This window comes from Sphingomonas sp. CCH9-F2 (genome assembly GCF_001556735.1).
GTDB classification, from domain to species: Bacteria; Pseudomonadota; Alphaproteobacteria; order Sphingomonadales; family Sphingomonadaceae; genus Sphingomonas; species Sphingomonas ginsenosidimutans.
The window spans coordinates 1-12806 of record NZ_LSJO01000617.1 but is presented as its reverse complement, the minus strand read 5'-3'; the positions used below and the strand labels follow the sequence as shown (position 1 = coordinate 12806).

The window sequence follows — 12806 nt, the reverse complement described above, 5'->3', positions numbered from 1 at the left end:
ATCCGCCGACGCCCGATGTCGACGTGCCCTCCCCCGGCACTCCGGCGGGCGATCCGGCCCCGGCCAACCCCAGCATCTGACAGGAGCGCCAGCATGGCCGATATCAAGACGATCGACGTCACTCCCAACCGCGACGATCCGCGTCCCGATATCCAGCAGGCGGTAGAGGCGCGCAGCGACGCCGTCGACCGCGGCGAAGGCGGCGAAGAACCGGCGCGTTTCACGAAGACCGGCGAGTTCGACGGCAACAGCGGCACCGGCGGCGAGGTGAAGAATCAGGACCTGACGCAACAGTGACGCGGCGGGGCGGCCCGCGCCGCCCCGCTATCGCCCGCCGCCCGTTGCGGGCGGGGCCGCCAGCCGCGTGGCGGCGACCAGCGCGTGATAATCCCCCACGCCCTTGTCGAAATAATGCAACCTCGGCGCATCGAACGTCACCATATACAATCGCTTGTCGATGATCGTCGCCACGGCCTCTCCGCGCCGCGGCAGCTGATCCGAATCGAGATAGTCGTAGGCGAACGTCACCGCATCATGGTCGAGGAACCGGCCGGGCTGCGACGACGTCACCGCAAACGTCCCGATCCCCTTGAGCGCGCGATACGTGCCCTCCAGCAGCTCCGGGATTTCCGCCAGCAGCGTCCCGCCCGTGAACTTCGGCAGCGGCGCGCGCTTGCGGTTGCGTTCGCGCACCAGCGGGTCGCCCGGCTCGACACCGGCATAGAAGGTGACGTCGTTCAGCTGCTCGCCATCCAGCGTCCAGGTCTCCGCGACCTTGCCCGGCTTGCCCGACAGCCGGTTCCAGTCGCGCGGCGGGGTGACGGTCATCCGCGTGTCCGCGATCGGCGTGGCGACGTTCCTTTCGCGATAGCTGTGCGCCCAGGCCCCCGCCGCGGCGACCGTCAGCGCGGCCGCCAGCGTCGCGGCGATCATGCGGTTCGCCAACGTCATTTCGCTTCTCCGATCGTGGAAAGGATCATGCCGATCATCGCGGCGTCGGCAGCGCCCGGTTTGAGGTGGAGATAACGGCGCAGCGCGGCTGCCCCCTCCATGGTCCGCCCGGTCTTCACCAGCGACAGCCCCAGCCCGCGCTGTGCCTCCGCCAGTTGCGGGTCGAGCGCGACCGCCTTGGCGTAGAAATCGGCCGCATTCATCAGGTCGCGCGGCTGCCCGCGCCGGCGGAACAGGTCGCCGCGCGCCCGCCACAGCGGCGCGGTCCAGCCGCTTTCCGCCAGATGGGTGATGATGAAATCGCTCGCGCCGAAATCGTTCAGCTTGATCTGGTCGTCCAGGAACGGCGGCAGCCATGGCGCCATCGCCGCGGCGTAGCGCTCCGTCCCCTCGTCGCGCGTCTCGCCGTCGGGCGCGGCCAGCGCGTAGAGATAGTCCGCACGCTCGCCGTCGGGCGGGTGCGAATCGAAAAACGCCACCCGGTTGAAATCGGGCTTGCGCAGGCCGCGCGCCGCGGCCGACGCCTCGCGCTCCTGGATCAGCGTGCGCCATACCCGCGACGCGGCACCGGGGCGCATCGTACTGGCGTTGAGATACCCCAGCCCGACCAGATCGGCCTCGCGCTCCTGATCCCGGCCAAAGCGGTATATGTTGCCCAGCACCGACAACTGCAGGTCGTTGAAGCTGCGCGCGCCCTGCGGCCCGGCCATCGAGCCCAGCACCGCCGCCCAGCTGAGCAGATCGGTGCCAGTGCGGCGCGCCTTGAACTGGCTGAGCAGGTGGCGCTTCTCGAAATGCCCGAACTCATGCCCTAGCACCGCCGCCAGCTCGGATTCCGAACGCACCCGCAGCAACAGCCCGCTGTAGACCAGCATCGTCCCGTTGGGCGACATGCTGGCGTTGAACACCGGCACGCGCACCACATAGACGCGCGTCGCTTTGCACCGGTCCTCGCCCACCGCCGCGCACAGCACGCGGCAGACATAGCCGGTCAACGCCTCGTCGTGGATGACCAGCGGCGAATGCGCCAGCTTCGCCTCGCGCTCGTCATCCTCGCGCCACAGCCCGATCTCGTCGACGCCCTGCGGCTGATAGACGCCGGCATAGGGCGGCGGCGGCGGCGCGGGCTTCGTCGCGCCCGCACCCCCAGGCGCCGCCAGCGCCAGCGCCAGCGCCGTCAGCGCCGCATTCACTTCGCGGGGACCGGCGGCGCCACGACCGGCGCCGGCGCGCTGCCGGGAAATTCCTCCAGCAACTGGCCGACACGCTTCTTCGCCCCGTCCGCGTCGCGCACGTCGCCGCCCATCGCCCCGTCGGCGTTGAGCCACAGCACATCGCCGCTGCGCAGGTCGACGAGCCCCGCGTAACCGGCATGTGCGCCCGACGTCACCGCGATTCCCGGCCCCAGCAGCGCCGCGATCTGCAACAGCTTGCGGCCCGTCGAGCCGTACGCATCCTTGTTGTAGATGAAGAGCGCATAGTCCGCGTCCTTCGCCCCCGGCAGGTCGCGCACCCCCTCGCCCAGCGACCAGTCGAACACGCCGGCCTTGTTGTCGCGCTTCTTGGTGGGCAGGCGGTTGCCGACGAAGAACTGATATTCGATCACCGCCTGCGATACCGCGGCGAACAGCCGGGAATATTCCTCGACCCGCTGCGCATCCTCGCCAAAGCTCTCGGGCGCCGCGATCACCTTGTTGCCCAGCAGCGCCTGTCGCTCGGCCAACGCGGCATCGATGTTCGCGCGCGCCTTGTCGGTCCAGTCGGCGTTCGGCTCGAACATGCCCCCGGTCGATTGCGCCCCGACGGTGACGGTGGGGCGGAACACCAGGATCGTCTTGCCGCTGCCCGCCGCCAGGTCGAACCCCTGCCGCACCGCGCGCTTTTCCTGCGCGCCAGCCGACGTCGCGCACGCCAGCAGCGCCGCTGCCGCGACCAGAATAACCCGCATGGTAAGACGCCCCCGTCCCGTTTCCCCGCCGGAAAACTAGGGGGCGCCGCCGGCGCTAGTCCAGCGCCTTTTTCAACAATTCGTTGACCACCGCGGGGTTGGCCTTGCCGCCCATCGCCTTCATCGTCTGGCCGACGAAGAAGCCGAACAGCGCCACCTTGCCGCCGCGATACTGTTCCAGCTGGCCGCGGTTCTTCGCCAGCACCTCGGCGATCACCGCCTCGATCGCGCCGGTGTCGCTGGTCTGCTTCAGCCCGCGTTCCTCGACGATCCTGCCCGGCGCCTCGCCGGTCTCCAGCATCGCCTCGAACACCTGCTTGGCCAGGCTGCCGGACAGCGTGCCGTCCGCCACCAGCGCCAGCAGCTCGGCCGCCTGCGCCGGGGTCACCGGGCTGTCGGCAATGCTTTTGCCCAGCCGGTTGAGCGCGCCGAACAATTCGCTGGTCACCCAGTTCGCCGCCGCCGCCGGCTTCGCCCCCGCCTCGAGAAGCGCGTCGAACCAGCGCGCGCTCTCCACCTCGGCGGTCAGCACCTCGGCATTGTACGGCGTGATCCCCAGCCCCTCGTAGCGCTTGCGCTTGGCGTCGGGCAGTTCGGGCAGGCTGGCGCGGCAATCCGCCAGGAACGCCTCGTCCAGTTCCAGCGGCAACAGGTCGGGATCGGGGAAGTAGCGGTAATCGTGCGCATCTTCCTTCGACCGCATCGACCGCGTCGTGCCGGTGTCCGGGTTGAACAGTCGCGTCTCCTGCACGATCGTCCCGCCCGCCTCCAACACGTCGACCTGGCGGTTGGCCTCATGCTCGATCGCGGCCATCACGAAACGCACCGAATTGACGTTCTTCGTCTCGGTCCGCGTGCCGAATTCCTCGCCCGGCTTGCGCACGCTGACGTTGACGTCGGCGCGCATCGAGCCTTCCTCCATATTCCCGTCGCACGACCCGACATAGCGCAGGATCGCCCGCAGCTTTCGCAGGTAAGCCCCTGCTTCAGAAGGAGAACGCATGTCCGGCCGGCTGACGATCTCCATCAGCGCCACGCCCGAGCGGTTGAGGTCCACATAGGAACGCGTCGGGTGCTGGTCATGCATCAGCTTGCCGGCATCCTGCTCGACATGGATCCGCTCGACACCGATCGTCTTGACGGTCTCGCCATCTTCGATCTCGATCAAACCTTCGCCGACAAGTGGATGATACAGCTGGGAAATCTGGTAACCCTGCGGCAGGTCGGCGTAGAAATAATTCTTCCGGTCGAACCGCGACCATTTATTGATCTGCGCGTCGATCGCCATGCCGGTGCGCACCGCCTGACGGATGCATTCGCGGTTGGGCACCGGCAGCATCCCGGGCATCGCGGCATCGACCAGCGACACCTGCGTGTTCGGCTCCGCCCCGAACGCGGTCGCCGCGCCGGAGAACAATTTGGCGTTCGACGTCACCTGCGCATGAACCTCGAGGCCGATCACGACCTCCCAGTCGCCGGTGGCGCCCTTGATACGGAACGGTTCTGTCACTCTGATTTTCCTTCACCGGCCCTGAAAGCGACTTGGCCGTCTCGATTTATATACCATTCAACAGGCTTCGCTGGCGTCAAACCCAGCATGTCGCGCAATTGTTTGGGTATGGTGATCCGACCGCTGGCGTCCGGCTTAAGCGTCCACTTCATTGCCGCCTCCTTCGAACCTCGAAATGCTCGGTAGTCCGCCGAAGTTCGTCCAACAAAGCTCAGCGCTGTCACCACGAACATAGCGCTGAGACTCTCTGCAAAAGCGCTCAAGCAAGTCGGCGTATTCGGGGTAGCTACGAAGCTGATATGCGGCGGCGACCTTCGACGCTATCGAACCTGAAGAACCAAGCATGTCCATGATTTCGAAGAAGCGCCGGTATCGTGCGTGCTCATCCTCAACCTTACGCAGGTCGACATACCTTTTTGCGGACCAAGCCAGCGACGCGAGCGTGATGAATACGCCAAACCAAGCAAGCCAATCAGCAACGCCCGCTAGGTGTGTCACCACCACCGCCCCGGCCGCGCCACGAAGCCGGCGCGCTGCTCGATCGCCAGCGCCGCGTTCAGCACGGCCTGTTCGTCCAGCGCCTTGCCGATGACCTGCAACCCCAGCGGCAGCCCGCCGGCGTCGACGCCGCCCGGCACGCTCATCGCCGGAAGCCCGGCCAGCGACGACGGCACCGTGAACACGTCGTTGAGGTACATCGCGATCGGATCGGCGCTCTTCTCGCCCAGCGCGAAGGCCGCCGACGGCGCGGTCGGGGTCAGCAGCACGTCGCACCGCTCCCATGCGGTGTCGAAGTCCTGCGCGATCAGCGTGCGGACCTTCTGCGCCTGCGTGTAATAGGCGTCGTAGAAGCCCGCCGACAGGACGTAAGTGCCGATCAGGATGCGCCGCTTCACCTCGTCGCCGAACCCCTCGGCGCGGGTCTTCGCGTACATCTCCTGAAGGTTCGCGCCGTCCGGCAGGTCGCGCAGGCCGTAGCGCACGCCGTCATAGCGCGCGAGGTTCGACGACGCCTCCGCCGGAGCGATAATGTAATAGGCCGGCAGCGCGTATTTGGTGTGCGGCAGCGATACCTCGACCACCTCGGCGCCCGCATCACGGACCCAGTCGATGCCCTGCTGCCACAGCGCCTCGATCTCCGGCGGCATGCCGTCGACGCGATATTCCTTCGGGATGCCGACGCGCTTGCCCTTCAGCGAGGGGTTCAGCCCCGCCTCCCACTGCGGCACCGCGACGTCCAGGCTGGTCGCGTCCTTGGCGTCGAAACCCGCCATCGCCTCCAGCATGATCGCACAGTCGCGCACGTCGCGCGCCATCGGCCCGGCCTGATCCAGCGACGAGGCGAAGGCGATAACGCCCCAGCGTGAACAGCGGCCATAGGTCGGCTTGATCCCGCTGATCCCGGTGAAGGCGGCCGGCTGGCGGATCGACCCGCCGGTGTCGGTGCCGGTCGCCCCCGGCGCGATCCGCGCCGCGACCGCCGCGGACGACCCGCCCGACGATCCGCCCGGCGCCAGATCGGCGTTGCCGCCGTCGCTGCGCCGCCACGGGCTGACGACATTGCCGAAATGGCTCGTCTCGTTCGACGATCCCATCGCGAACTGGTCCATGTTCAGCTTGCCGAGCATCCCCGCGCCGGCATCCCACAATTTCTGCGAGACGGTCGATTCATACTGGGGGGTGAAGCCCTCCAGGATGCGGCTCGCCGCGGTGCTGGGCACGCCCCTCGTGCAGAACAGGTCCTTCATCCCGATCGGCACGCCCGCCATCGGCCTGGGCGCGTCGCCCGCCGCGCGCGCGGCGTCGGCGGCGTCGGCGGCGGCCAGCGCATGGTCGGGGGTTTCCACCAGGAAGGCGTTGAGCGGCTTGGCCGCGGCCACCGCGGCGACGAACGCCTCGGCCACCTCGCGCGCGGAAAAGTCGCCGGCGCGCACGCCGTCGCGGATCGCGGCGATGCCCAGGTCGGTCAGCTCGGTCATTATTCGATCACCTTGGGCACCGTGAAGAATCCATGTTCGGCCTGCGGCGCGTTCGCCAGCACCGCCTCGCGGATGCCGCCGTCGGTGACGACGTCGTCGCGCAGCCGCAGGTGGTTGGGGATCACCGCGGTCATCGGCGCGACCCCGGCGGTATCCACCTCGCCCAGCTGCTCGATGAAGCCCAGGATATTGCCCAGTTCGGGCGCGAGGCGCGCGGCCTCCTCCTCGGTGATGGCGATGCGGGCCAGGCCGGCGATGCGCCTTACGGTATCGATGGTGACGGACATGGCGCGCCGCTACCATTGCGGACGGCGGGAACGCAACCACCGCGCCGCCACGGTTGCGCCCACCGCCAATCCGGGGCACGGCAATGCCGCTGCCGTCGGGGCATTTCCGCCGCCGGGCAAGGATGGTGATGGCGCGTTGGTCCGCAAATTCCTCTATGTCGTCGCGGGGCTGATCGTGCTCGGGATCGCCGCGGCCTTCGCCTATCGCCTGTGGGGGGTGGAGATCATGCGCATGGCGATGGTCCCCGGCGAATCGTTCAAGGGGCAGCGCGCGCTGTCCGCCGCCGATTACCGGGAGCGGAAGATGTGGCTGGCGCGCCCCGACCTGCCGGGCAACCCGGCGCTATGGGCGCCCGCCGGCCATCAGCCGCGCCGCACCGCGGGGGGGGCGGCGGTGTTCTTCATCCACCCCACCTCCTACCTCAATCGCGCGCACTGGAACGCGCCGCTCGACGATCAGGAAGCCAATGCGCGCGCCGCGTTGTTCCTGCGCGGTCAGGCCAGCGCCTTCAACGATGTCGGCGCGATCTGGGCGCCGCGCTATCGCCAGGCGACGTTCGGCGCCTTCCTGACCGACCAGTCGGCCGCCGAACAGGCGCTGCGCCTCGCCTATGGCGATATCCTGGCCGCGTTCGACGAATTCCTGGGGGAGGTCGGCCCGACACGCCCGATCATCCTCGCCGGCCACAGCCAGGGCGCGCTGCACCTGACGCATCTGCTCAAGGATCGCGTCGCCGGCACCCCGCTCGCGCGGCGGATCGTCGCCGCCTATGTCGTCGGCTGGCCGGTATCGACCACCACAGATCTCGCCGCACTCGGCCTGCCCGCCTGTACCGCCGCCGATCAGGCGGGCTGCGTGCTGTCGTGGCAGACGTTCGCCGAACCCGCCGACCCTTCGCTGATCCAGCAGGTCTATGACCGCAGCACCGGGTTCGACGGCCGCCCGCGCCGCGGCACGCCGATGCTGTGCGTCAACCCGCTGACCGGCACGCAAGGCGCCGCCGCGCCCGCCACCGCCAACCTCGGCACGCTCTATCCCAACAGCGACATGAGCACGGCCGATCTGCGCCCCGGACAGGTGCCGGCGGCTTGCGATCCGCGCGGGCTGCTGCTGATCGGCGCCGCGCCCGACGTCGGCCCCTATGCGCTGCCCGGCAACAACTACCACGTCTACGACTACAGCCTGTTCTGGGCCAACGTCCGCGCCGACGCCGCGCGCCGCTACGCCGCGGCGACGCGATGATCGCACTCGCCGCCGCCGATTATCGCGCGGCCCTGCCCAACGGTGGCCGGCTGCTCGGGCTGGACGTGGGGACGAAGACGATCGGCACCGCGTTGTGCGACGCCGGCTGGAGCTTCGCCAGCCCCGCGCAACTGATCCGCCGCACGAAGTTCACGAAGGACAAAGAGTCGCTGGTCGCGCTGTCGGTGCAGCAACAGGTCGCCGGCTGGGTCATCGGCCTGCCGCTCAGCCTGGACGGCAGCGACAGCCCGCGCACCCAGTCGATCCGCGCCTTCGCGCGCAATTGCGTCGACGCCGGCTATCCGATCCTGCTGTGGGACGAACGCTGGTCCACCGTCTCCGCCGAGCGCGCGATGATCGAACAGGACCTCAGCCGCGCCAAACGCGCCGACCGCATCGACAACCACGCCGCCGCGACGATTCTGCAAGCCGCGATCGACGCGCTGGTCATGGGGTGACGTTTTCCGCAAGCGATCGGGAAATGGAAATCGCCATGTCAGCACCCCGATTTGCCGAACAGAATCGATCGGGACAGGAGGTGAGGCATGGCGGTCAAGCGGGTCGTGGCGAATATGGCGACCGACCGGATGGATGCGGCGAAGGCGTTCTATGGAGACGTCCTGGGCATGTCGCTGGGCATGGATCACGGCTGGATCATCACCTTCGTCGGAACCGGCCAATCGACGCCGCAGCTCAGCTTCGCCGTAGAAGGCGGGTCCGGCACGCCCGTTCCCGATCTATCGATCGAGGTGGATGACCTTGCCGACGCTTACGAGCGGGTCGTCGCTGCCGGCCACCCGGTGGAATATGGCCCGACCGACGAGCCGTGGGGCGTGCGGCGCTTCTTCGTTCGCGATCCCTTCGGCCGATTGCTGAACATCCTCGCACACCGATAACGTCGGCCCGCAGCGGCTTTCCACGAGGACGGTGTTTCGGGGCAGGCGAGCGCTATGCCGCGAGCGCGATCAAATCAAAGATCGCAGACCTTCTGAACAATTCCTTCGGGCGTTCGATATGTCCGAAAACCCATAGCATCATAGTATCTGAGGCCGGATGAATTGTCGGCTCCGATGTAGGCGTCGATCTTTTCCAGTCCTGCTTGAAGTGCGGCTTCTCGCGTCGCTGCGAATAAGAATTTGCCGACGCCTTGCCGGTGCACTTTGGGGCTAATATGGGTTCCGACGATCCCCCATCCTTCCGGTGTATCATACGGGTTTCCCGCGACGGCTTTCTTCAAAGACTGAAAGCCAACCACGTTCCCTGCTTCGTCGATAGCAACCGTACATTGTATGCTGGTAGGGTCAGCGATGTAGCGACCCATGACGAAATCGACATCGCTCGGACGCTGGCGGCCGTTATGGTCAATGATCTCGCGAAGCACTCGGCCCATTTCCGCAGCATCATCAGCCGATGCGGCGCGGGTTTTCATTGCGGTTCCCCAAAACGGCATTCCATTTGGATCCAGAATGCCGTGCCCATCACCTGGCCGCAACCCCGCGCTTCACGTTCCCGCAACCGAACGAATAACAGCGAAAGGCGCCACCAACGGTTGATCCGATCCCGGCGCCATCCGCATGTCCCCAAACCCGTTTCCGAACATCCGTCGACCGGGAAACGGGAATGCCTCCCCCACCCCTGTCCTACACGCCGACCGGCGCCCTAGACCGCTCGCCATGTCCCGATGCGCACGCCATGCACCGCCTTCCGCCCCGCTCCCACCCGGCGCCGCGCGTTTCCGCCACACCCCCGCCAGCGTCTCAACATTCGCAACATTCGCGTGGCGCAACGCTGCTCACGGCGCGACTGGCATCGCCTCGAAAATCTCGATCGGTTCGATCGCCTGCGCATGGCCACGCATCGTCGTCATGAACCGCGCCGATCCCGGATGCGCGAAATGCGTGCGCAGCGCCGCCATGTCGGTCCAGCGTTCGAGGAACACGATCCGCAGCGGGTCGTCGGGGTCGCGGTGCCAGGCGTGCGCGATGCACCCCCGCTGGGTGCGCGACTGCGCGACATGGCGCGCGGCCTCCGCGACGATGGTGTCCACGGTGTCGGGCGCCGCGATGACGGCGCCGGTAACGATCAGCATGACCTGTCCTCCCCTGCGACGCGGCATAAAGCGCCCACCGATACGAAGAAAGCGCGCGCCGTCCATATTGCCCCGGCCCGCGCGCCCCGCTACCCGGCGCTCTCGATGCAACGCTCGGACCACCGCCCCGCCACCCTCATCCCCGGAGGCGCGGTCTTTCCGCACCGCCACCTCACCGGGATCGAGGGGCTTCAGCCGCACGAGATCATGTTCCTCCTCGACGAGGCGGAGACATGGGTGGAGGCCAATCGCGGCCATGCCGCTCCCGACAAGCGGCTGGCCGGCTATACGCAGATTAACGCCTTCTTCGAAAACAGCACGCGCACGCTCTTGAGCTTCGAGATCGCGGGCAAGCGGCTGGGTGCCGACGTCGTCAACATGCACGCCGCCCAGTCGAGCGTGAAGAAGGGCGAGACGCTGATCGACACCGCGATGACGCTCAACGCGATGCGCGCCGACGTCATCGTCATCCGCCATATGTCGTCGGGCGCGGTGCGGCTGATCGCGGACAAGGTCGACTGCCCGGTCCTCAACGCCGGCGACGGGCGGCACGAACACCCGACGCAGGCACTGCTCGATGCGCTGACGATCCGCCGCCGGCTGGGCGGCATCGCCAACAAGCGCGTGGTGATCTGCGGCGACCTGTTGCACAGCCGCGTCGCGCGTTCGAACATTCTGGCGCTGACCGCGCTGGCGGCGGAGGTGCGGGTGTGTGCGCCCTCCACGCTGATGCCGCCCGCGATCGAGCGGTTCGGCGTCACCCCCTTCACCGATTTCGACCGCGCGATGGAGGGGGCCGACGTGGTGATGATGCTGCGGCTCCAGACCGAGCGGATGGCGGGCGGCTACGTCCCCTCGGTGCGCGAATATCATCTGCGCTACGGGCTGACGCTCGACCGGCTGGAGCGTTACGCGCCCGGCGCGCTGGTGATGCACCCCGGCCCGATGAACCGCGGGGTGGAGATCGATTCGGCAGTCGCCGACCATGTCGAACAATCCGCGATCACCGAACAGGTGGCGATGGGCGTGGCAGTGCGGATGGCGTGCCTCGACGTGCTGACGCGGCGCGCGCGCGGTGTGGAGGGCTGGGCATGAGCGACACGCTGCACTTCATCAACGCGCGGCTGGTCTGCCCCGCGGGAGGCGAGCGCGACGGCGACCTGGTGATCCGCGACGGCGTGATCGTCGACGAACTGGCGCCCGACGACGCCATCGTCGTCGATTGCGGCGGGCGGTTGCTGGCGCCGGGGATCGTCGATCTGGGCGTCGGCGCGATCGACCGGGCGGCGTGCCGCGCGGGCGGGATCGTGCGCGTCGCGCCGATGCCCGATCAGTCGCCGGTGCTGGACGAACCGGGCGCGGTCCAGCGGCTGGCACTGATCGGCCGGCCGGACCTGTGGATCCACCCGATCGCCGCGGCGACGCGCGGGCTGAAGGGGCAGGATTTGGCCGAAATGGCGATCTGCCGCTCGGCGGGAGCGGCGGCGGTGGGGACCGGACGGCGCTGGATCGCCGATTCGGGGGTGATGCACCGCGTGCTGTCCTATGCCCGCGATCTCGACATCGCGGTCGTCAGCCATGCCGAGGATGGCGGGCTGGTCGCCGATGCCGTCGCGACGGAGGGGGAAACCGCCAGCCGGCTGGGCCTTCCCGCCGCGCCCGCGCTGGCCGAACCGCTGGCGATCGCGCGCGACCTGATGCTGGCGGAGGAGACCGGCGCGCGCCTCCACCTGCGCTGCGTCACCACCGCCGCCGGCTTCGCGCTGGTGCGGGCGGCGAAGGCGCGCGGCGTGCGCGTCACCTGCGGGATCACGCCCGCGCATTTGCTGCTGTCGGATATTGCGATGAGCGATTTTCGCACCTTCGCGCATGTCTCGCCCCCGCTGCGGTGCGAAGCGGACCGGCGCGCGGCGCTGGCGGCGCTGGCGGACGGGACGATCGACGTCATCGCATCCGGGCACGACCCGCGCGGGCCGGAGGAGAAAAGGCTGCCCTATGCCGATGCCACCGCCGGATCGGCGGATGCCGCGACCGTGCTGGCGCTGGCGCTGGGGCTGGCGCGCGACGGGCACGTCACGCTGGCGCGACTGTTCGATCTGCTGGCGGGCGCGCCGGCGGCGGTGCTCGGGCTGGCGACGGGCACGCTGGCGCCGGGGATGCCGGGCGACGTCATCCTGGTCGATCCGCACGCCCCGTGGCGGATCGTGTCGGATCACCTGCCCGGCCAGGCCGGCAACACCCCCTTCGACGGCCTGCCGGTGCAGGGCCGCGTGCTGCGCATGTGGAAGGGCGGGCGCGAGATCGCGGGTTAGCGCGCCGCCAGCTGCGCGCCCTTGCCGCGCGGTGCCGTCTTCGCCAGCCGGTTCGGCGAGGCCTTGTGCCAGGCGGCGATCTGTTCGCCCACGCCGCCGCGCACGAAGCACGGGCCGCCCCGCGCCCGCAGGCCGCGGCACAGCGCCACCGCGTCGGTGCGCGCGAACCCGCCCACCGACAGACGATAGACGCTGGCGCCCTTGACCGTCGCGGTCGCACCATTGGGGTTCAGCCGCGCCAGCACCGGCAGGCGCCGCGCCGCGCGGCCCCAGCCGTCCTTGGCGACGGCGGCATTCTGATACGCGCCGAGCTGGACGAACCAGTCGCCCTTCGCCGGCATCCGCACCGCCGCCGCGGCCGGGGCCGGGGCAGCGGCCCGGCGCGGTGCCGGCGCGACCTTGTAGCCGGCAGGCTGCGCCGCGATCACGCGCGCCGGCGCCGGGGCGACGGGCACCGCCGGCGCCATCGCCACCGCCGGTTCGGCGG

General features: G+C 68.8%; 17 protein-coding genes. 6 read left to right on the top strand and 11 right to left on the bottom strand.

The genetic code is table 11. The annotated features are described in order from the left end of the window. The first annotated feature begins 93 nt into the window (after window positions 1–93). Entirely contained in the window at window positions 94–297 is a 204-nt protein-coding gene (locus tag AX685_RS17235) for a hypothetical protein (RefSeq protein WP_066490808.1), read from the top strand. Between the two features lie 27 nt (window positions 298–324). Here AX685_RS17235 and AX685_RS17230 read toward each other — a convergent pair whose 3' ends face one another. Genes AX685_RS17230 through gatC form a run of 8 tightly spaced genes read right to left on the bottom strand, consistent with a single transcriptional unit; the run spans window position 325 to window position 6675 of the window. After that, window positions 325–951 carry a hypothetical protein gene (locus tag AX685_RS17230; protein WP_066490806.1) on the bottom strand — a complete coding sequence of 209 codons (627 nt, stop codon included), beginning with the start codon at window positions 949–951 and terminating at the stop codon, window positions 325–327. Continuing rightward, complete coding sequence (locus AX685_RS17225; protein ID WP_082741052.1) at window positions 948–2144, bottom strand: M48 family metallopeptidase; 1197 nt, start codon at window positions 2142–2144, stop codon at window positions 948–950. The genes AX685_RS17230 and AX685_RS17225 overlap by 4 nt, the downstream gene beginning before the upstream one ends. Further along, window positions 2141–2899 (bottom strand): hypothetical protein, encoded by a 759-nt coding sequence (locus AX685_RS17220; RefSeq protein WP_066490799.1) that lies wholly within the window; start codon window positions 2897–2899, stop codon window positions 2141–2143. The genes AX685_RS17225 and AX685_RS17220 overlap by 4 nt, the downstream gene beginning before the upstream one ends. A gap of 55 nt (window positions 2900–2954) precedes the next feature. Next, window positions 2955–4409 carry an Asp-tRNA(Asn)/Glu-tRNA(Gln) amidotransferase subunit GatB gene (gatB, locus tag AX685_RS17215; protein WP_066490796.1) on the bottom strand — a complete coding sequence of 485 codons (1455 nt, stop codon included), beginning with the start codon at window positions 4407–4409 and terminating at the stop codon, window positions 2955–2957. Then, window positions 4406–4561 carry an AbrB/MazE/SpoVT family DNA-binding domain-containing protein gene (locus AX685_RS21820; RefSeq protein ID WP_156445896.1) on the bottom strand — a complete coding sequence of 52 codons (156 nt, stop codon included), beginning with the start codon at window positions 4559–4561 and terminating at the stop codon, window positions 4406–4408. The genes gatB and AX685_RS21820 overlap by 4 nt, the downstream gene beginning before the upstream one ends. Then, window positions 4545–4907, bottom strand: a complete 363-nt coding sequence (locus AX685_RS21815; protein ID WP_197418670.1) for a hypothetical protein — start codon at window positions 4905–4907, stop codon at window positions 4545–4547. Before AX685_RS21815 ends, AX685_RS21820 begins: the two co-directional genes overlap by 17 nt. Then, a complete protein-coding gene (gene gatA, locus AX685_RS17210; RefSeq protein WP_066490789.1) occupies window positions 4904–6388 on the bottom strand; it encodes an Asp-tRNA(Asn)/Glu-tRNA(Gln) amidotransferase subunit GatA in 1485 nt (494 codons plus the stop codon). Before gatA ends, AX685_RS21815 begins: the two co-directional genes overlap by 4 nt. After that, a complete protein-coding gene (gatC, locus tag AX685_RS17205; protein WP_066490786.1) occupies window positions 6388–6675 on the bottom strand; it encodes an Asp-tRNA(Asn)/Glu-tRNA(Gln) amidotransferase subunit GatC in 288 nt (95 codons plus the stop codon). The genes gatA and gatC overlap by 1 nt, the downstream gene beginning before the upstream one ends. A gap of 136 nt (window positions 6676–6811) precedes the next feature. On the opposite strand from gatC, the gene AX685_RS17200 reads away from it, so the two are divergent. From AX685_RS17200 to AX685_RS17190, 3 genes are all read left to right on the top strand, one after another. Then, window positions 6812–7918, top strand: a complete 1107-nt coding sequence (locus AX685_RS17200) for a DUF3089 domain-containing protein (protein ID WP_066490810.1) — start codon at window positions 6812–6814, stop codon at window positions 7916–7918. Continuing rightward, window positions 7915–8376: a Holliday junction resolvase RuvX gene (gene ruvX / locus AX685_RS17195; RefSeq protein ID WP_066490785.1), complete on the top strand. Its 462-nt coding sequence runs from the start codon at window positions 7915–7917 to the stop codon at window positions 8374–8376. The genes AX685_RS17200 and ruvX overlap by 4 nt, the downstream gene beginning before the upstream one ends. 87 nt (window positions 8377–8463) lie before the next feature. Next, window positions 8464–8814 carry a VOC family protein gene (locus AX685_RS17190; protein ID WP_066490782.1) on the top strand — a complete coding sequence of 117 codons (351 nt, stop codon included), beginning with the start codon at window positions 8464–8466 and terminating at the stop codon, window positions 8812–8814. A gap of 74 nt (window positions 8815–8888) precedes the next feature. Here AX685_RS17190 and AX685_RS21240 read toward each other — a convergent pair whose 3' ends face one another. Both AX685_RS21240 and AX685_RS17185 read right to left on the bottom strand, forming a co-directional pair. Beyond that, a complete protein-coding gene (locus AX685_RS21240; RefSeq protein ID WP_082741051.1) occupies window positions 8889–9347 on the bottom strand; it encodes a GNAT family N-acetyltransferase in 459 nt (152 codons plus the stop codon). 363 nt (window positions 9348–9710) lie between these two features. Beyond that, the gene (locus AX685_RS17185) at window positions 9711–10007 is read right to left on the bottom strand and encodes a putative quinol monooxygenase (RefSeq protein WP_066490779.1); all 297 of its coding nucleotides are present in this window, start codon (window positions 10005–10007) and stop codon (window positions 9711–9713) included. Between the two features lie 105 nt (window positions 10008–10112). Between AX685_RS17185 and AX685_RS17180 the strand changes: the two genes are divergently transcribed. Together AX685_RS17180 and AX685_RS17175 are read left to right on the top strand one after the other, a co-directional pair. Then, complete coding sequence (locus AX685_RS17180) at window positions 10113–11102, top strand: aspartate carbamoyltransferase catalytic subunit (RefSeq protein ID WP_066490777.1); 990 nt, start codon at window positions 10113–10115, stop codon at window positions 11100–11102. Further along, window positions 11099–12319, top strand: a complete 1221-nt coding sequence (locus AX685_RS17175; RefSeq protein WP_066490775.1) for a dihydroorotase — start codon at window positions 11099–11101, stop codon at window positions 12317–12319. Before AX685_RS17180 ends, AX685_RS17175 begins: the two co-directional genes overlap by 4 nt. Here the strand turns inward: AX685_RS17175 and AX685_RS17170 are convergent. After that, window positions 12316–12806: SPOR domain-containing protein (locus AX685_RS17170; RefSeq protein ID WP_197418669.1), on the bottom strand; the 491-nt coding region annotated here is incomplete at its 5' end. The two genes, AX685_RS17175 and AX685_RS17170, sit on opposite strands and share 4 nt — an antisense overlap.